16 protein-coding genes are annotated in these 18,958 nt (G+C 64.1%); 10 read left to right on the top strand and 6 right to left on the bottom strand.

The window, feature by feature from the left end:
* Positions 1-29 precede the first annotated feature (29 nt).
* On the bottom strand, positions 30-1,757 hold the full coding sequence (locus KUV74_RS13545) for a nucleoside-diphosphate sugar epimerase/dehydratase (RefSeq protein WP_315900805.1): 1,728 nt from the start codon (positions 1,755-1,757) through the stop codon (positions 30-32).
* 852 nt (positions 1,758-2,609) lie between these two features.
* Here KUV74_RS13545 and KUV74_RS13540 point away from each other — a divergent pair.
* Entirely contained in the window at positions 2,610-3,623 is a 1,014-nt protein-coding gene (locus KUV74_RS13540; RefSeq protein WP_222516576.1) for an NAD-dependent epimerase, read from the top strand.
* Between the two features lie 3 nt (positions 3,624-3,626).
* Entirely contained in the window at positions 3,627-4,901 is a 1,275-nt protein-coding gene (locus tag KUV74_RS13535) for an O-antigen ligase family protein (protein WP_124803708.1), read from the top strand.
* A 195-nt stretch (positions 4,902-5,096) separates the two neighbouring features.
* Here the strand turns inward: KUV74_RS13535 and ppa are convergent, their stop codons facing one another.
* Positions 5,097-5,627 carry an inorganic diphosphatase gene (ppa, locus tag KUV74_RS13530; RefSeq protein WP_045993354.1) on the bottom strand — a complete coding sequence of 177 codons (531 nt, stop codon included), beginning with the start codon at positions 5,625-5,627 and terminating at the stop codon, positions 5,097-5,099.
* A gap of 302 nt (positions 5,628-5,929) precedes the next feature.
* On the opposite strand from ppa, the gene KUV74_RS13525 reads away from it, so the two are divergent.
* Positions 5,930-7,651 carry a bifunctional protein-serine/threonine kinase/phosphatase gene (locus KUV74_RS13525; protein ID WP_124803706.1) on the top strand — a complete coding sequence of 574 codons (1,722 nt, stop codon included), beginning with the start codon at positions 5,930-5,932 and terminating at the stop codon, positions 7,649-7,651.
* Positions 7,652-8,052: 401 nt separating this feature from the next.
* On the opposite strand, the gene KUV74_RS13520 is transcribed toward KUV74_RS13525, so the two are convergent.
* Positions 8,053-9,312 (bottom strand): 6-phosphofructokinase, encoded by a 1,260-nt coding sequence (locus tag KUV74_RS13520; protein ID WP_124803704.1) that lies wholly within the window; start codon positions 9,310-9,312, stop codon positions 8,053-8,055.
* 451 nt (positions 9,313-9,763) lie between these two features.
* Here KUV74_RS13520 and mpl point away from each other — a divergent pair, with 451 nt between their 5' ends.
* The 3 genes from mpl to KUV74_RS13505 all read left to right on the top strand — a co-directional run bounded on the left by mpl (position 9,764) and on the right by KUV74_RS13505 (position 12,524).
* Entirely contained in the window at positions 9,764-11,146 is a 1,383-nt protein-coding gene (gene mpl / locus KUV74_RS13515) for a UDP-N-acetylmuramate:L-alanyl-gamma-D-glutamyl-meso-diaminopimelate ligase (protein ID WP_222516575.1), read from the top strand.
* Positions 11,139-11,780, top strand: a complete 642-nt coding sequence (locus KUV74_RS13510; protein ID WP_222516574.1) for a flavin prenyltransferase UbiX — start codon at positions 11,139-11,141, stop codon at positions 11,778-11,780. The genes mpl and KUV74_RS13510 overlap by 8 nt, the downstream gene beginning before the upstream one ends.
* 120 nt (positions 11,781-11,900) lie before the next feature.
* The gene (locus KUV74_RS13505) at positions 11,901-12,524 is read left to right on the top strand and encodes a LysE family translocator (RefSeq protein ID WP_045994175.1); all 624 of its coding nucleotides are present in this window, start codon (positions 11,901-11,903) and stop codon (positions 12,522-12,524) included.
* A gap of 93 nt (positions 12,525-12,617) precedes the next feature.
* Here KUV74_RS13505 and KUV74_RS13500 read toward each other — a convergent pair whose 3' ends face one another.
* From KUV74_RS13500 to KUV74_RS13490, 3 genes are read right to left on the bottom strand one after another with little or no spacing between them, the layout of a single operon-like run.
* Positions 12,618-14,024, bottom strand: coding sequence for a bifunctional DedA family/phosphatase PAP2 family protein (locus tag KUV74_RS13500; protein WP_124803700.1), 1,407 nt, complete (start codon positions 14,022-14,024; stop codon positions 12,618-12,620).
* A gap of 60 nt (positions 14,025-14,084) precedes the next feature.
* The gene (locus KUV74_RS13495; RefSeq protein ID WP_045994177.1) at positions 14,085-15,035 is read right to left on the bottom strand and encodes a diguanylate cyclase domain-containing protein; all 951 of its coding nucleotides are present in this window, start codon (positions 15,033-15,035) and stop codon (positions 14,085-14,087) included.
* The gene (locus tag KUV74_RS13490) at positions 15,032-15,895 is read right to left on the bottom strand and encodes a hypothetical protein (RefSeq protein ID WP_045994178.1); all 864 of its coding nucleotides are present in this window, start codon (positions 15,893-15,895) and stop codon (positions 15,032-15,034) included. Before KUV74_RS13490 ends, KUV74_RS13495 begins: the two co-directional genes overlap by 4 nt.
* 176 nt (positions 15,896-16,071) lie before the next feature.
* Here KUV74_RS13490 and KUV74_RS13485 point away from each other — a divergent pair, with 176 nt between their 5' ends.
* The 4 genes from KUV74_RS13485 (at position 16,072) to rlmH (ending at position 18,931) form a co-directional block, all read left to right on the top strand.
* On the top strand, positions 16,072-17,310 hold the full coding sequence (locus tag KUV74_RS13485; protein WP_083970559.1) for a glutamate-5-semialdehyde dehydrogenase: 1,239 nt from the start codon (positions 16,072-16,074) through the stop codon (positions 17,308-17,310).
* A 47-nt stretch (positions 17,311-17,357) separates the two neighbouring features.
* A complete protein-coding gene (gene nadD / locus KUV74_RS13480) occupies positions 17,358-17,987 on the top strand; it encodes a nicotinate-nucleotide adenylyltransferase (RefSeq protein WP_108448871.1) in 630 nt (209 codons plus the stop codon).
* A gap of 117 nt (positions 17,988-18,104) precedes the next feature.
* On the top strand, positions 18,105-18,467 hold the full coding sequence (rsfS, locus tag KUV74_RS13475; RefSeq protein WP_108132840.1) for a ribosome silencing factor: 363 nt from the start codon (positions 18,105-18,107) through the stop codon (positions 18,465-18,467).
* Positions 18,464-18,931 carry a 23S rRNA (pseudouridine(1915)-N(3))-methyltransferase RlmH gene (rlmH, locus tag KUV74_RS13470; RefSeq protein WP_108132839.1) on the top strand — a complete coding sequence of 156 codons (468 nt, stop codon included), beginning with the start codon at positions 18,464-18,466 and terminating at the stop codon, positions 18,929-18,931. Before rsfS ends, rlmH begins: the two co-directional genes overlap by 4 nt.
* Positions 18,932-18,958 lie beyond the last annotated feature (27 nt).

Below are 18,958 nucleotides of genomic sequence, written 5' to 3'. Positions count from 1 at the left end.
TCGTGTCAGCAGAACCTGGGGGATCGGCGCTAGAGTGGCTTTGCCGCAAGCGCAAGGGGGGCAGGATTGGGGTCTGCGGCGCCAGCGAGTCGTCGTGTCGGTGAGGCTGGCTGGGCCATGTGCTGGCGCCAGACAAGATCGGCGATACCCCCGGTAGGGCTGTAACCGGTGGGCGGCAGACGCAGCAGTTCCCTCACGCGCTCGAGTTCAGCGCTGTCCAGTGCCGAGCGCAGTTGCTCTAGGTAGGGGGCCAGTTGCGACCAGGACCAGTAGCCTTCGTTGGCGGTCATGATCCGAGGGTGCTCCGAGGGCTGGTCGTTCTGTCCGATCAGCAACTCCTCGTAGAGCTTTTCGCCGGGACGTAGTTGGGTGAAGACGATGTCGATCTCGCCATGGGGGTTGTCGGCCGTGCGAGGCTCCAGTCCCGACAGCCGAATCATCTGCCTGGCGAGATCGAGAATCTTCACCGGTTGCCCCATGTCCAGCACGAACACGTCTCCCCCCTGGCCCATGGCGCCTGCCTGTATGACCAGTTGCGCCGCTTCCGGGATGGTCATGAAGTAGCGGGTGATCTCGGGATGGGTCACGGTGACCGGGCCACCTTGTTGAATCTGGCGCCGGAACAGGGGAATCACCGAGCCGGAAGAACCCAGCACGTTGCCGAAGCGCACCATGCAGAAGCGGGTAGTCGACGATTGCTCTGCCAGCGCCTGACAGACCAGCTCGGCGAGGCGCTTGCTGGTGCCCATGACGTTGGTGGGGCGCACCGCCTTGTCGCTGGAAATCAGCACAAAGGTCGATACCCCACTGTCGATGGCCGCTCGCGCAGCGGCCAGGGTGCCAAAGGTATTGTTCTTGAGGCTTTCGACCATGTTGTGCTCGACCATGGGCACATGCTTGTAGGCGGCGGCATGGTAGATGGTGTCCACCTTGAAGCCCTGAAGGATGATGCGAAGACGCTTCTGGTCCTGGATCGTGCCGAGAAATGGCTTCAGCTCTACAGCAAGGCTCAGGCTGTCCAGGAACCCCAGAAGCTCCTGTTCGATCTGGTACAGCGAGTACTCGCAGCTATCGAAGAGCAGCAGTTGGCGTGGACGTTGAGCCAGTATCTGTCGGCACAATTCCGACCCGATCGAGCCGCCGGCACCGGTCACCATGACCACCTGGTCGCGGATATTGGCGTCCATCAGATCCTGTCGCGGGGGGACCGGGTCACGGCCCAGCAGTTCTTCGACACTGACGTCACGAATATCTTCGATCTTCGCTCTGCCCTGCACCACATCATCCAGGCGTGGAATGGTCTGGATCGTGATATTGAGGGGTTCCAGCGATGCCACTATCTCCTGGCGACGTCTGCGTCTGGCACTGGGAATGGCGAGCAGGATCTTTTCGATGTTGAGGCGCTCGACCAGCTCCGCAATATGACGAGGAGAGTGGACCTCGAGACCTTCGACATGGGTGCCCTCCATGCCGCGCCAGTCATCGACGAAGGCCACCGGAAGGTAGTCACTTCCCTGACGAAGAGAGGCCACCAGCTTGCAGCCTGCAGAGCCCGCACCATAGATAAGCACCCTGGGCTTGTCCTTCATCAGACGATGCTGGTAGAGGCTTCTCAGCGCAAAACGGGTGCCGCCGGTCAGCAGCAGACTGAGCAGGAAATAGTCGAAAAGGACGCCTGCAGGAAGCGGGGTGAATATCGCGCGGCCAAGCAGGTCAAGCACCAGCGTCGAGGTAGCGACGCCAATGAACAGGGTCACGATAGCGCGGCTTCCGACGTATCTGAGTACAGCGCGATAGAGGCCTAGCTTGATAAAGACGACCAGGGAAATCGCCGTGACAAGTACATTCAAGGCGTAGGCGGAAGGGGCGCGCACAAAGGCGCCAAAAAGCCCGTTGATGGCCATGGATACGACGAGGCTGGTCTCGATAAGCATGATATCGGCGACGAGCTGAAATATCCTTTTCTTGCGACGAGGGAGTCGCAAGGCGGCTTCGATAAAGTTGCCCATGGTAGGGATCCCCTGCTTGGAAAATCGTCCATATTTTAGGATTTTGTTTGGACGACTGTGCTGTTTCCTCGTTGTCTGGATTGGCTTTACGACGTGCTATTCCTTTCCTGCATCATATCTGCATTGAAATATTTCACCAGCGTCAAAAAACTCCCATTGGTTGATGGTTTTGATAATTGGTCAGAGAGATTTAGAGAAGTCATTTCCATGCGTGAAATTAGTGGTGTACCTATGATGTGAGGGTATGAAACGAGTCACGTCATGGCGGCGAAATTTTTAGATGCCCAAGGGAAATGTGTTCCTCCTCCATTGAAGTCAATGCAAAGGTGTTGATAATGGCGGGTATGCAGGGGTTTCGTAAGATTTACTGTGCAGGAAGTTAAAAAGTGTGCAGTTGTAGTCTGGTGAAGGGAGGGGAAACGCGGTTGATTGATACGGCAAATATTATTAGAGACTTTGCCGTAGAGCATTAGATATTGACCAGTCGTCGGACTAGTGGTGCCCTGTTGGTGTTCGGTTCAGGGCGTCTACAGTACGGCGGTCAAACGTGGCGAGAGTGCCGTGGACGGATCTTGCCAGCACCATGGGAGTAGGGAACAGATGAAGGTGCTTGTTACCGGGATGGCAGGGTTCATCGGCTCGACGCTAGCCGCACGTCTGGCTCGTGACGGGCTTGAGGTGGTCGGTGTGGACAACCTCAATGACTACTACGATGTGTCCTTGAAGAAAGCGCGGCTGGCACGTCTCGAAAAGCTGCAGAACGTACGTTTCGTGCGGCTGGATCTGGCCAATCGCGAGGGTGTCGACCGGCTGTTTGCCGACGAGCGCTTCGATCGTGTCGTGCACCTGGCGGCACAGGCGGGGGTAAGGTACTCCTTGACCCATCCCCACGCCTACGTGGATGCCAATCTGGTGGGGCATCTCAATGTGCTCGAAGGATGCCGGCACCAGCAGGTAGAGCACCTGCTCTATGCCTCGTCCAGCTCTGTCTACGGCATGAATCAGGTGGTGCCCTTCGCCACACGCGACAATGTCGACCATCCTGTCAGCCTCTACGCCGCGACCAAGAAGGCCAACGAGCTGATGGCGCACACCTACTCCCACCTTTATGGACTGCCGACCACCGGACTCAGGTTCTTCACCGTCTATGGCCCCTGGGGGCGACCGGACATGGCGATGTTCCTGTTCACCAAGGCGATCCTCGAAGGTCGTCCGATCGACGTCTACAACCACGGGGAGATGTCGCGGGACTTTACCTATGTGGACGACATCGTCGAGGGCATCGTGCGCTTGCTGGAAGTGGTCCCCAGCGCGGACCCCGACGCCGGCGTGGTCGACGACTCACCGGATCGCAGCAGTGCACCCTACGCGCTTTACAACATCGGACACGGTAGCCCGGTGGGGCTGATGGACTTTATCCACGCCATCGAGGCGGCACTGGGGCGCAAGGCCGAGTACAACTTCCTGCCGATGCAACCGGGCGATGTTCCTCGGACCTGGGCCGACACCACTGCACTGTATCGCGCTACCGGCTATCAGCCGCGCATCGGGGTCGAGGAGGGCGCGGCTCGATTCGTGGACTGGTATCGCTCCTATCATGGCATCGTCGCCTGAGCCATGCGCACGCCGCCGGGTGTGGCAAGGCACTATCGAGGATGGCCGGCGCAGTCCTCGTCGGCGATCCAGGGGCTGGCACTGTTCGTCTTCCTGTCCAGTCTGCTGACGCTACCCTGGGCGTATCGGTTCACCGGAATGCTGCTGGTGTCACTGGCGGCGATGGCGGTGCTGGTGCGGCGCAGCCTTCCCCGGGACGCCGAGTCCCTTGCATGGGTGGCAATGCTGGCGCTTTTCGGTTTTCAGCTGGTGTTGGACGCGGGGCGTAGCGGGCCGCCCCTGGCGCGTTATAGCGTGCCGTCACTGCCCTGGTGGCCCTGGCTTGGGCTGCTTTTGTTATTGGCATGGCGTGCCAGGCCTCCCTCGCTTTACTGGTGGTGGCGTGGGATTACCCTGGGGGCGGTGCTATCCGGGCTGAAGGCGCTGTATGACCGACTGATCGAGGATGAGCGTCGGGCTGGAGATCTGATCAACGCCATTCCCTTTGGTAATCTCAGCCTGGTGCTCGGGGTGCTCAGCCTGGTGTGGTGGCTCGACAACGTCAGTGAAGGGCGGCGCGGCCTGTTCCTCTGGTGGGCGGCGCTGGGAGCGGTGATGGGGCTGCTTGGCTCGCTGCTGTCCGGCACCCGGGGCGGCTGGCTGACCCTGCCGCTGGTGATGCTGGTGCTGGTCCTGCGTCACGGCCGGCGGGCGCGCCTCTATTGGTCGACGCTTACACCCCGCCGGCGCTTCGCCATCCGGATGACCGCCACCCTGGCGATCGGCGTGGCGACCCTGGTGGCACTGCCTCGGCTGTGGGCACTGGCCGAGGATATCGTCCTGCTATGGCGCCAGGGGGCCGTCGACACCAACGCGGGCTTGCGCTGGCATCTGTGGGGCATCGCTGGCGAGGCGTTCGCAGCCAGGCCCCTCTGGGGCTGGGGAGAGGATGGTCTGGTCGCCTGGCTCGAGACACTGGTCGCGGCGGGCCGGCTGCCCGAGGGCATGGCCGGAATCGGGTTCCAGCTTCACAGTGACGTGCTGGACACCGCCGCTCGACGTGGCCTTGCGGGGGTGGCGCTGCTGCTGCTGTTCTATGGGATTCCGTTGGCGAGCTTTGTGCGTCGCCTCGATCATGGCGATGGCCAGTGTCGTGTGCTCGCCCTGTCCGGCGCGCTGATCGTGGTGATGTATGCGGGGTTCGGCCTGACCCAGACGATGTTTCGTGACCCCCATACCTTCAGCGCCTATCTGGTGATGTGCACCGCCTGCTTTGCCCTGCTGAGAACGCGAGGCTGAACTACCGGGCGCTCGAGGACCGCAGCAGCAGCCGTTGATGCGCAGGCGGAAGAGCGCAGCGTCCAGCCCGCCAGACAGGCACAGTAACAGGCACAGCAAAAAAGCCGCCCGAATCCGGGCGGCTTTTTTTGACGCTTCCCCAGGACCAGGCGTGGCCTGGGGAAGCAACCGTCGCTGGCGCGTCTGCGCCGATGCTCAGGCCTTGGTGTAGGCGGCGGCGGACTTTTCGATGGCCTTGCGGGCGGCCTCGACACCTTCCCAGGATTCCACCTTGACCCACTTGCCCTTCTCGAGATCCTTGTAGTTCTCGAAGAAGTGGGCGATCTGCTGACGCAGCAGCTCGGGCAGATCGGTGACCTCCTGAACATCGTCGTAGAGGCTGGACAGCTTGGGGTGCGGGACGCACACCAGCTTGGCGTCTTCGCCGGCTTCGTCGGTCATGTTGAGGATGCCCACCGGACGGGCGCGGATGACACTGCCGGGTGCGACGGGGTAGGGGGTGACCACCAGGGCATCCAGGGGGTCGCCGTCGTCTGCCAGGGTGTGCGGAATGAAGCCGTAGTTGGCCGGGTAGAACATCGGCGTCGCCATGAAGCGGTCGACGAGCAGGGCACCCATGTCCTTGTCAATTTCGTACTTCACCGGGGCGTGATTGGCGGGAATCTCGATGGCGACGAAGAGGTCGTTGGGGAGTTCCTTGCCGGCGGGGATGTTGTCGAAGTTCATGCTCGCGTCCTTCGTTGGGCGGATGTCCGCCTGGGCGGCGGAAAAAAATCCGTCGGATTATACGAACCCCGTGACGGGATTACCAATATGGTGGGCGTATCTTGACGCGCTGCAACAAGGCGCGCAAGACAACCATGGGACGAGACGGCGGGGTGAGGTGCCACCAAAGCACAGTAAACAAAGCCAAAGGCGACTTGTCAGGCATATCAGGGATTCGGTGTGTATCATACCGCCGGTGAAGGCGTCGGCCCCCTGGCCCACGTCTTGTCGCGTCATCAACGCTGGAGTCACAGGAGGTGATCTTGGCCACCGCACGTCTCGCTCTGAGTTATGGGCAAGCCTTTGTGGCGCCCGAACGCCATCGGCAGCGCAGTTCGATGTCGGTGCGCCTGCCGGAAGAGGGCGAGCCCAAGGGCGCCTGCGCGCTGATCAGCGATTCAGCCTCAGGCCATGCCCTGGCCAAGCAGGCGGGAGATCTCAGCGTGCGCGGATTTCTCAACGACTACTACGCGACTCCGGCGCACTGGACCATCAAGGCGTCGGCCCAGCGAGTGATGCGTGCGCTCAACGCCTGGTGTCATGGCATGACCCGCCAGATGGAGGACGGCAGCTATGTGTCGTCGTTGTCGACGGTGGTGTTCAAGGACCGTGGCGCGCACCTCTTTCATGTAGGTGACACCCTGGTGTTTCGGCTTCGGGGAGCCGAGTTCGAGCAGTTGAGCCGCGACCACGTCACCGACCTGGGGGGCTATCGCTACCCGGCCAGGGCGCTGGGCATGGATGTCGGCATCGACATCGACTATTCGGAGTGGCCGCTGAAGCAGGGGGACATCTTTCTGTTCACCACCCAGGGGGTGCGTGGGACCCTGATGCCCTCCGACTATGTGCGGCTGATTCGCGAAGATGCCAGTGACCTGGACGCGGCCTGTGAGCGCCTGGCCGAGGCGGCAAGCTCCAGGGCTCGTGAGCGGGGCTACGGTAGTGATCCCTTCTGCTTTCAACTGGTCCGGGTGGATGAACTGCCTGATGCGGCCAGCGACGCTCCCAGTCGGCTGTACGGGGATCTGCCGATTCCCCCCGAGCTTGCGGTGGGTGACCAGATCGACGGACTGGTGGTGGAAGCGGTGATGTCACGCACCGCCCACTCACGGGTCTACCGGGTGCGCGATGTGGATACCGAGCGGGTCTGTGTGCTCAAGGCGCCAAGTCCTGAACTGTCCAATCGAAACGCCTACCTGGAGCACTTCCTGCTTCAGCAGTGGGTGGTGGAGAGGGTTCACTCGCCCTTTGTGGTCAGCGTGGTCGAGCCTTCCCGGTCCCGCCGCCATCTCTACTACCTGATGCGTTACGTCGATGGCATGACCTTGAGCGAGTGGGTCGCGCGCTATCCGCGTGCCAGTCTCGGTCAACGACTCGACATCGCGCTGCAGCTGGGCAAGGCGCTGCAGGCGTTGCACCACCGTGACCTGATTCACCAGCAGGTTCATCCAGACAACGTCTTGATCGATGATCAGGGGCGCGTGGTACTGACCGACTTCAGTGCCTGCCATCTGCGCGATGTCGACGGGCACCGGCGCTCCCGACGGCTGGTGGCCCAGGTGGGGCTCAACGAACACAGTGCGCCCGAGTATGCGCTCGATGACGAGGTCGGCCGGCGCAGTGACCAGTACGCCCTGGCGTCCACGGTGTACTGGTTGATCAGCGGACGTCTGCCCTACGCGGTGCCGACCCATCAGCTGCGCAGTCATACCGATCTCGAGCAGTTGAGCTACCGTAGCGTGCGTCATTACCGGCCAGACGTCAGCGCGGAGCTCGACGAGGCCTTGAAGCGTGCCCTGGACCCGCAGCGATCGCTGCGTTTTCGGCGCCTGTCGGAATTTCTCTATAGCGTGCGGCCCGGTCGCCAGCAGGTGTCTGAAGCCCCCAGTCGTTCGATCCGTGCCTGGAAGGAACCCGCCAACCTGTGGCAGGCCATCGCCGGGTTGTTGCTGGTGCTGTTGATCCTGTCCTGGTGGCTACGCTAGGGCTTGTCTGAAAAGTGCCTGCGCTCGGTAATACGGCGTTAAAAATCGGCTGGTGCGCCAGCCCGGTCAAAATGCTCATTTACACCCCGTAAACTGCGCTGTCTCACCGATTTTTGCCTTGTCTAACCTTCGCTCGTCGACTTTTCGGACAGCGCCTAGGGCTTGCCTGAAAAGTGCCTGCGCTCGTCGACTTATCGGAGAAAGCCTGGGGCTTTGGTGATCCGCGAGACGGGCCCGTTGGTCTTCCTGACACACCCTGCGGCGTCAAACGAAAAGCCCCGAGGCCAGGCCTCGGGGCTTTTTTCATGCCGGCGTCGCGTCGGCTGCGTCTCGGTCGCGGTGCGTGCGTGATGCAGCGCCGGGCCGCAGCGAGCTGTGGCGCGTCTATGTTACAGACTGAGTTACAGGCTGAATTCCGGCAGACGCTTTTCCACCCGCGCGAGCTTGAGGCGCGCCATCTTCGGCAGGCCGTTCTCGAAGGGAGGGAAGTCCTCGCCCTGGATCAGCGGTGCCAGGTAGGCACGGCCGGCGTCGCTGATGCCGAAGCCATCCTCGCGGATGTACTCGCGCGGCATGAACTTCTCGCGGTTGGCAACATCGGCCAGCGGTGCCGCCTCGATCTCCCAGCGGTAGGGGTTGTCGCTGACGCGCTTGATCGCCGGCATCTGGGCGTTGTGCCCCTCGAGCGCCAGTTCCACCGCCTTGACGCCGACCGCGTAGGCCTGCTCGACGTCGGTCTTGGCGCCAAGGTGGCGCGCGGCGCGCTGCAGGTAGTCGGCAACCGCCCAGTGGTACTTGTAGCCCAGGTCCTGCTTGACCATGCCGGCCAGGGTCGGGGCCACGCCGCCGAGCTGGCGGTGTCCGAAGGCGTCGGTGTTGCCCGAGTCGGCGAGGAAGGTGCCGTCCTCGTAGCGTGCGCCCTCGGAAACCACGATCACGCAGTAGCCGTAGTTCTTGACCGCGTACTCCACACGCTCCATCACCTGGCGACGGTCGAAGGGAATCTCGGGGAAGATCACCAGGTGGGGTGGCTCACCCTCGCCCTGGCCGGCCAGGCCACCGGCACCGGCGATCCAGCCGGCGTGGCGACCCATGACCTCGAGCACGAACACCTTGGTGGAGGTGGCGCACATGGAGGCGATGTCCATGGAGGCCTCGAGGGTCGAGGTGGCGATGTACTTGGCCACGCTGCCGAAACCCGGGCTGTTGTCGGTGATCGGCAGGTCGTTGTCCACGGTCTTGGGCACGTGGATGGCGGTCAGCGGGTAGCCCATCTTCTCGGACAGCTGCGAGACCTTGAGGCAGGTGTCGGCGCTGTCGCCACCGCCGTTGTAGAAGAAGTAGCGGATATCGTGAGCCTTGAACACCTCGATCAGGCGCTCGTACTGGGTGCGATGGCTCTCGATGTCCTTGAGCTTGTAGCGACAGGAACCGAAGGCACCGCCGGGCGTGTGGCGCAGGGCGGCGATGGTGTCATCGGACTCCTGGCTTACGTCGATCAGGTCCTCGGTCAGGGCGCCGATGATGCCGTTGTGGCCGGCGTAGACCTTGCCGATGCGATCACTGTTCTGGCGGCAGGTCTCGATGACGCCGCAGGCGCTGGCGTTGATCACGGCGGTGACGCCGCCGGACTGGGCGTAGAAGGCGTTGTGCTGGGCCATGGGGCGTGGGGCTCCTGGTTCTGGATCGTGAATACGGTGAAACGAACAACGTCCCCACGCGGCGTGGCGAAGGGAAAGGATCGGTGGGCGCGTCGCGGTCGGCCAGGCCTTCGTCGGGAAGGGCTTCGCGGACTAAAGCCTTCGCGGACTAAAGCCATCGTGTGGCAAGCCATCGCGTGGCAACCATCGCCGGGACAGCGCCGGAACATGGTCGGCGATTCTAGCCCATCGGCCTGGTGCCTGCATCCGACCGGCATGCCCCGGCGCAGCCGAACGCCGACGTCGAAGTAAAACAGTGGGCGATCGGCAACAGCGACGAGGGCGTGACGCCGCCTCTGGAGGCCTTTGTCGGGGCATGCTAGGCTGCCGCCAACCTTGAGTGCCGTTGTCTGCCGGGGGCGCCGTGCGCGTCGACTCGGGGACGGGGCAGCAGCAGCGCACCGGAGGCGCCATGCATCTTCATATCGTCGGTATCTGCGGCACCTTCATGGGCAGCCTGGCGCTGTTGGCGCGGGAGCTTGGCCACCAGGTCAGCGGCTCGGATGCCAGCGTCTATCCCCCCATGAGCACCCAGCTGGAAACGGCCGGCATCGCCCTGATGCGCGGTTACGCCGCCGACAATCTGACGACGACACCGGACCTGGTGGTGATCGGCAACGCCCTGTCGCGGGGCAACCCTGAAGTCGAGGCGGTGCTCGATCGTGGCCTGTCCTACGTGTCCGGTGCCCAGTGGCTGGCCGAGCACGTGCTGCCGGGGCGCCCGGTGATCGCGGTGGCGGGCACCCACGGCAAGACCACCACGGCCAGCCTGACCGCCTGGCTGCTCGAAAGCGCTGGGCTGGCGCCTGGCTTTCTGATCGGCGGGGTGCCGAGGAACTTTGGCGTTTCGGCGCGACTGGGCGGCGAGCAGGCGCCCTTTGTGGTGGAGGCCGACGAGTACGACACCGCCTACTTCGACAAGCGCTCCAAGTTCGTTCACTACCGCCCGCTGGTCGCCATCCTCAACAACCTCGAGTATGACCACGCGGACATCTTTCCCGACCTGGCTGCCATCGAACGCCAGTTTCATCACCTGGTGCGTACGGTGCCCGGGCGTGGCCAGTTGCTGGTGGCGGACGACGCGCCGGCGCTGGACCGGGTGCTGGCCCAAGGCGCATGGACACCGGTGTCGCGCATGGGGCAGCAGCAGGACTCGGCCTGGCGCATCGAGCTAGAGCGTGACGATGCCAGTCGTTTCAGGGTGATCCAGCGGCGGCCGGACGGGGTCGACGAGGACGCCGTGGTCGACTGGGGGTTGACCGGTGACTACAACGCCCGCAATGCCCTGGCCGCCCTGGCCGCCGCCAGCGTGTTCGGCGTGGATCTGGCGCGCGGCGCCGCTGCGCTGTCGCGTTTCGAGACGCCCAAGCGTCGCCAGGAGGTGCGCGGCGAGGTCGGCGGCGTCCAGGTGATCGACGACTTTGCCCATCATCCCACCGCCATCGCGGCGACGCTGTCCGGGCTGCGCGCTTCGACCCAGCGCGGTCGCCTGCTGGCGGTGATCGAGCCGCGGTCCAACACCATGCGTCTGGGCACCCTGCGCGATCGCCTGGCGGACAGCGTGGCCCAGGCCGATCAGGTCTGGTGGTACCAGCCCGAGGGGCTAGACTGGTCGGTGGAGGCACTGGTCGAGGCCTCGCCGATACCGGCGCACCGTCGTGGCGAGATCGATGCGCTGGTCGACGATCTGGTGGCACAGGCGCGTCCCTATGATCGTATCGTGGTGATGTCCAACGGCGGCTTCGGCGGCATCCACGAGCGCCTGCTCAAGGCGCTGGAGGCCGCCCATGGCTGAAGGCTTCAAGCCCCCTGTGACCGTGGCCCTGACCGGCGCCTCCGGCGCCCAGTACGGACTGAGGCTGATCGAGGCGCTGGTGTCGGCGGGGCACGAGGTGTGGGTGATGATCTCCAAGGCCGCGCATCTGGTCATCGCCACCGAGACCGAGGTGTCGTTGCCGCCACGCCCGGCGCTGCTGGCCGAGGCGCTCAGCGAGCGGTTCTCGGCGGCCGAGGGCCAGATCCGCTGCTTTGGCCGTGAGGACTGGATGGCACCGGTGGCGTCGGGCTCCGGCGCCAGCAGTGCCATGGTGATCTGCCCGTGCTCGACGGGAACGCTGTCGGCGGTGGCCTGTGGCGCCAGCAACAATCTGATCGAGCGTGCCGCCGATGTGGCGCTCAAGGAGCGCCGCCGCCTGGTGCTGGTACCCCGGGAGACGCCGTTCTCGGCGATTCATCTGGAGCACATGCTCAGTCTGACCCGTATGGGGGCAGTGGTGTTGCCCGCAGCACCCGGCTTCTATCACCAGCCGCAGAGCATCGATGATCTGATCGACTTCATCGTGGCGCGCATCCTCAATCAGCTGGGTATCGATCATCAGCTTATGCCAAGGTGGGGCGAGGGGTCCTCCGGGTCCACCGTCGGCGACTGAGTGCGTAGCTGGCATCGTTATCACAAGACACCATCATCACCTGGCACCATCATCACCTAATACCATCATCACCTCGCGCCGTCAGACACCTCTCCAGCGCTGCTCGGGATAAGGAAATCCATGCCCAGTCTGTCCGTTCTCTCTGTGTTCGTTCCGACCTTCTTTCTGGTCTCGCTGACGCCAGGCATGTGCATGACCCTGGCCATGGTGCTGGGCATGACCCAGGGGGTGAAGCGGGCGCTGTGGATGATGCTGGGGGAGCTGGTTGGCGTGGGGCTGGTGGCCTTCTCCGCCGGTGCGGGGGTGGCGGCACTGATGCTCAAGCTGCCGGCGCTGTTTGCCTTGTTCAAGTGGCTGGGCGGGGCCTACCTGGTCTATCTGGGGTGGCTGATGTGGCGCTCACGGGGGCGCATGGCGATCCCTGACAATCTTGAGGATACCGCGCCGCCGAAGCGACGGGAGCTGGCCATGCAGGGCTTTGTCACTGCGGTCGCCAACCCCAAGGGCTGGGCCTTTTTCGTGGCATTGCTGCCGCCCTTTATCGATCCGGCGCGGCCGGTGCTGACCCAGTTGGCGGGGTTGATTCTGGTGATCCTGAGTCTCGAGTTCACCTGCCTTCTGCTGTACGCCAGCGGCGGCAAGAGTCTGCGTCACCTGCTCGCACGTGGGGGCAGTGTACGGTTGCTCAACCGAATCGCCGGGACCTTGATGATTGGTGTGGGCCTGTGGCTGGCGCTGGGCTAGGGCTTGTCTGAAAAGTGCCGGCACTCATCGATGTCTGGACAAGGCCCCGTGCCCGCCTTGCCAGAGGTGTCGGTTCGGGGGCGTGTCACTGTCCTATACCGGCGGCAGCCACAGGATGCGTGCGCTGACCAGGGCCAGCGAGGCAAGCAGCAGCGCCGGTAATGGACACGGCGTCAGGGCCGTCCGGTCCCGCCTGAGCCAGGCCAGTTGAACCATGGCGCAGACCACCAGGCCAAGCAGGGCTCCCCCGACGAGATCGCTCAGCCAGTGCACGCCCAGCACGATGCGTGACAATGCCATGGGCACGACGATGGCGATCGCCACCCAGTAGGGCCAGAAGCGTTGGCGGCGTGGCAGCGTCTGGGCGATAAAGGCGGCCGCCATGCCGTACAGGACCACCGCCGTCGAGGTGTGGGCGCTGGGATAGGACAGAGAGTGGGCGAGATAGTCAGGGGCATCCGGACGAAGGCGGCCGATCACCTCCTTGCCCAGGGTGTTGAGCGTGGCGATGGCCATCAGTCCAGCGCTCACGAGGCCCAGTGCCGCCCAGTGACGGCGGCTGGCCAGCCACACCAGCCAGGGCAGTGCCAATGCCGCCACGCCGAGGGTATCTCCCGCCTCGGCCAGTGTCTCTGACAGCGCCAGAAGTCCGGGTAGCTCGAGCCCGCCGATCAAGGCGTGAAGCCGCGTATCCATCATCAGCGGTCCGTCTGCCTGGAGCACGACCAGCGTCCAGGCGCTCAGCGCGGTCAGTGCACCCAGGAGCAACAGCCAACTGGCCAGGGGAGGCTCTTCCTCGTGGTGGGGGGCCAGGGCCTGCCACAGGCGCCTCCCGCCGGGCAGGTGATGGCTGACCCAGGCGAAGCTACGGTACAGCAGGCCCTGAGGCGAGGCGTGGTGGCGGACCAGCGAGAACAGCAGCGCCAGCACCGCCACGGTGACGCCGAGCGCTGTCAGCCAGGGGTGCAGGTCGTCCGGCAATGCCAGCCACTGTTGCCAGGTTCGACCCAGCAGATAACCGGGCAGGATGTAGGCCGGTGCCCACAGCAGGGCGGAGCCAAGATTGGCCCAGGTGAAGGTCGTCGGCGGCATGCGCAGAATGCCCGCCACCAGCGGCACGATGGGGCGGACCGGTCCGACGAATCGCCCCAGCAGCACCGAAAGAGGACCATGACGCTGGAAGAATCGTGCACCCCGGGCCAGCCACTCCGGGTGGTGTGACAGCGGCCACATGGCGGTGACCTGTTCACGGTAGCGATAGCCGATGGCGTAGCTGGCGCCGTCTCCCACCACGGCACCGGCAAAGGCACAGGCGATGACCCAGCCAACCGCGATGTCGTAGTGGCCGGCCAGGGAGGCGGCGGCGGTGATCAGAACGACGCCAGGCACCACCACGCCGATCAGGGCAAGCGACTCCACCAGCGCGATGGTAAAGATCAGCAGCAGCAACAGTCCGGGCGAAGGCGCCCACTGAATCAACCAGTCCCCGGCATTTCCCACCCTGTTCTCCTTTGCGTTGGGCCGTCGTGATGTTTCGGCATTCTGCCACAGTCAGGGTGGTCAGGAGCGACCGGGAGGGAGGGGAGTGACGGCCAGTGCCTCGCTGCGGCGAGCCAGTCGCTGCTCGAAATGCTGCCAGGGTTCCTTGGCGTTCAGGGCGCAGAGCCGTGAGCGTAGGGTCAAGGGGCCGATGTCCGACAGGCGAACCTCGGACAGCGCCTGTTCCAGTCGCTTGATCACCAGCATTGCACCACTTTCGGTGGTGTTGGGCAGTACCAGCCAGAAGGTGTCATGGGATTCCCGTCCCAGAATATCGTGGTCACGGCAGTGAAGGCGTACCGCCTGGCACAGTTGGTCGAGTTGCGTTAGCTGAGTGCGAGAGCCGTACTGCTCACTGGCGATTTCCAGTTGTGGCAGGTGCAGGATCACCACCGCCAGCCGCTGGTCCAGGTGCTGGGCGCGCTCGAACTCCCCGTTCAGGCGCTCGTGCAGGGTGGCGCGATTGATCGCATCGCAGTCGACGTCGCTGGGGTCGGTGGCCCGGTTCAGGTCGCGCTGGCGCAGATATTCCCAGCCGGCCAGGGAGGTCACCGCAAGGAAGGTCAGCAGAAACTTGATTTGATCGAGGCTTGGCGAAGACTGGCCGACCACCATGAGCCAGATTGGCATGACGGCCAGCGCCAGCACCAGAGCAGGGCCGAAGGGCAGTACCAGCAGGATCAGGGTGATCGGTACGCTGATCCAGAAGGCGTCGAACGATGCCTGCAGCACCGTCTGGTCATAAAGGGCGAGGCAGCCGCACAGCAGCAGCAGATAGTTCGAGACGCGCGAGGCTCTTCTGGTATCGAAGACCGTGATCACGGCCATCAGGCAACTCAGGGACGCCGGCAGCAGGATGCTCTCGTATTGCCCCAGCAGATAGTGCCACAGGGCCAGTGACGCCAACAGCAAGGTCCCCATGACATCGGCACAGACACGCCAGGAACGGACCCACTGGGGTGGCTCGATCATGCGTCGTCCTCCACCACCTGGGTGACAGGGCACTGCTTGTCCAGGGCCGCCAGCACCATGGGCAGGTTGTCCAGATTGGCAATCGATACGGTGCGTACCGTGATCGGCACGGCGATGTCTTCCAGCAGTTCCTGGCGTCGTTGCCTGGCCTGCACGGCGTCTCGACTGGTCAGCATGACGGCGACGGTACGTCCGTTTAGCCGATAGGCGTTCTCGAACCGCTTGATGCGTGTGCAGATGTCCTGGGCGACCCGCCACAGAGAACGTCCATGGATCTGGATCACCACCAGTTCGGCGTGGACGCCGTCACGGGTGGCGCGGCTGTTTTCCCGAGCCAGGTCGCGTTCCAGCTGGCTGGCCGACCACAGCGGCAGTCCGGGCGCCAGACGGGCTCTCCTGCGCATCAGGCGTTGCGAATGTCCGCCCGGCAGCGCACGTCCGATCGCAAGAAAGCACAGGCACAGCAAGAGCGCGCCAGCCAGGCCCCAATGGTGAAGGCTCATCTGGGTGATCAGGCTCCACCAGCTTATCCCGGCAAGGCTGGCGTTGAGTATCAGCATCCACTGGGGTTGGGGCAGGATCAACAGGAAAGGCCAGGCCCACAGCCAGGCACCGTTGGCGTCGGGCGAGAGTATCACCAGGGCGGCAAGCAGCACGCTGGCCACCACCAGCCAGGCGCGGTAGGCATGGCGGCGGTGGCTGAACTCGATGACGATGCCGGTGATCCCGAGCCATAGCGCGGCCAGACCAAGCAGCGTGGTGTCCAGCGCCCGCGCCGAGGTCGCCGCGCAAAGGGCCAGCAGTGCGGCCGCGGCGAACAGGTTCAGCTTGAACAGGCCGACTTTGTACTTGTTCCGCATGCTGTCTTAATATGATCCTTTCTGTGGTTCACGATCCGCATCACGTCCGCGTTGTCATCCCGGTGCAAGCCTTCTTTCTTTGCCCGGAGACCTCGTTCTACCAGGAGACTCGTTTCACCGTGTCCGACTCATCCGCCAATGCCACCGCCGAGTGCGTCGCCGATATCGACGCCTACATGACCGCCATGGGCCAGGCGGCCCGTGTTGCTGCCACCGATATGCGTCGCCTGCCACCCGCGCGCAAAAACCAGGCGCTCAAGGCGATGGCTCAGGCGCTGGACGCGTCTCGTCAAGAGATCCTGTCGGCCAATCGGCAGGATCTGGCGCGCGGTCGCGACAAGGGGCTCGACGAGGCTCTGCTTGATCGCCTTGCCCTGGATGACGGCCGCATCGACGCCATGATCGAGGGCCTGACCCAGGTCGCTGCCTTGCCCGACCCTGTCGGTGAGATCGATGGCCTGAGCACTCGGCCCAGCGGCATCCAGGTCGGCATGATGCGCGTGCCCCTGGGTGTCATCGGTATCATCTACGAATCTCGCCCCAACGTCACCATGGAAGCCGCCAGCCTGTGCCTGAAATCGGGCAATGCCTGCATTCTGCGCGGGGGCTCCGAGGCCAGCGCGTCCAACCAGGCGCTGGCCCGCTGCATTGCCTCTGGGCTGGCCGAAGCCGGACTGCCCCAGGGCGCCGTGCAACTGGTGGCGACCACCGACCGTGCCGCCGTGGGTCGCTTGATCAGCATGGACGAATTTGTCGATGTGATCATTCCCCGTGGTGGCAAATCGTTGATCGAGCGTATTTCGCGTGAGGCCAGGGTGCCAGTGATCAAGCATCTGGACGGCATCTGTCACGTCTACGTGGACGCCGCCGCCGACCTGGACAAGGCCCGTGCCATCGCGGTCAACGCCAAGACCCATCGCTACGGCGTGTGCAACGCCATGGAAACGCTGTTGGTGAACGCACAGGTGGCGCAGGCCCTGCTGCCGACCCTGGCCGCTGACTACGCGGAAAAGGGCGTCGAGGTGAGGGGGTGTGCCCGCGCCCGGGCGATCGTCGATCACTGGCTCACGGCGAGTGACGAGGACTGGGCCACCGAGTACCTTGCGCCGGTGCTGTCGGTCAGGGTAGTCGATGACATCGACGAGGCCATGGCGCATATCGAGCGCTACAGCTCGCGTCACACCGAGTCCATCGTCACCGAGAACTACAGCCTGGCACGCCGCTTTCTGGCAGAGGTCGACTCGAGTTCGGTCATGGTCAACGCCTCGACCCGGTTTGCCGATGGCTTCGAATACGGGCTCGGTGCGGAGATCGGCATCTCCACCGACCGACTGCATGCCCGGGGGCCGGTGGGGCTCGAGGGGCTGACCACGCGCAAGTATGTGGTCTTCGGCGATGGCCAGATTCGACAGTGAGTGGCGCCGTTCGCTTTGACGTCGAGGGCCGTCCTGCGCACATCGGCATGCTTGGCGGCACCTTCGATCCCGTCCATCTAGGCCACCTGCGCACCGCGCTTGAGCTTCGCGCTGCGCTGTCGCTCGATGGCGTGCACATGATCCCTGCGGCTCAGCCTCCGTTGCGCGATCGGCCCCAGGTCACCGCCGAAAAACGGCTCGAGCTGTTGCGCCTGGGAATCGGCGATACCCCGGGGCTGGCGGCGGACCCCTGCGAGCTGGAACGGGAGGGCCCGTCGTTCAGCGTGCAGACGCTCGAGTCCCTGCGTGAGCGCTACGGCCACGAGGCGCGCATCGTCATGGCCCTTGGTCACGACGCCTTTCTCAAGCTGGCGAACTGGCACAACCCGGAAAGGATCTTCGCGCTTGCCCATCTGGTGGTGGTCGAACGCCCCGATCACGAAGCGCCCTTGCCCGAAGCGCTTCAGGCGCTGATCGAGGGGCGTGAGGTCGAGCATGGCGATGCCCTGATGGCCAAGCCCCAGGGCCGACTGCTGCGCCTGTCGCTGCCGTCGCGGATGGCGATCTCGGCCACCTTCGTCAGGCATAGCCTGATGCAGGGAAAGAGCGTGCGCTACCTGCTGCCGCCGGCAGTGGAAGAGCGCATCCAGGCGCAACGCCTGTACCGCGCGGTCTGAGCGCGGCAGCCAAGGCAACACGGTCCGAGAAATTCGATCAGGCGCTGGATTGGCGCTGCCACTCGGCTTCCCAACAGGTACAATGGGAGGTCGATGACTACCCAGTGATGAGGGGCTATGCAGATTGAAGCATTGAAGGCGCTCGTGATCGAGTCGCTTGACGATATCAAGGCCAAGGACGTCGAGGTGCTCGACGTGTCTCGGCTGACCAGCGTGACCGATTGGATGGTGGTGGCGAGCGGGACCTCGACACGACATGTGTCGGCGCTGGCCAACAGCGTCATTACCAACGCCAAGGACAATGGCGTTCAGCCGTTGGGCGTCGAGGGTGAAAACGGGTCGGACTGGGTGCTGGTCGATCTCGGCGGCGTGGTGGTCCACGTGATGATGCCGGACACCCGTGCGCTGTACGACCTGGAGCGACTGTGGTCGGACCTTCCCAGCGATGCACCGGCATCAGAGGAAGAGGCCAAGGCATGAAGGTCCGCCTGTTGGCGGTGGGAACACGCATGCCAGGCTGGGTGACCGACGGTGTCGAAGAGTACCGCAAGCGTCTGCCGCGGGATTTTCGCCTGGAGGTCGAAGAGATCGCCCCGGGCCATCGCGGCAAGAACGCGGATACCGCGCGTGCCGTGGCCCAGGAAGCCGAGCGCATCGAGGCACGCCTCAAGGGTGATGAGCATCTGGTGGCGCTGGAGGTGCTCGGCAAGCCCTGGACCACCGAGCGGCTGGCCGATGAGGCCGATCAGTGGCGTCATGCCGGGCGTGATGTGGTGCTGCTGGTGGGTGGCCCGGATGGCCTGGCCCCGACGCTGTCGGCCCGCGCCCACCAGCGCTGGTCGCTGTCACCCTTGACCCTTCCCCATCCACTGGTGCGGCTGGTGCTGGCCGAGCAGCTCTACCGTGCCTGGACCCTGATGGTGGGACACCCCTACCACCGATGATGGCTCCTGCGTCAGACAAGGATTGCC

It is taken from the genome of Halomonas sp. DP1Y21-3 (genome assembly GCF_019801245.1).
Classification (GTDB): domain Bacteria; phylum Pseudomonadota; class Gammaproteobacteria; order Pseudomonadales; family Halomonadaceae; genus Halomonas; species Halomonas litopenaei.
This window is presented reverse-complemented; position numbering and strand designations above follow the sequence as displayed.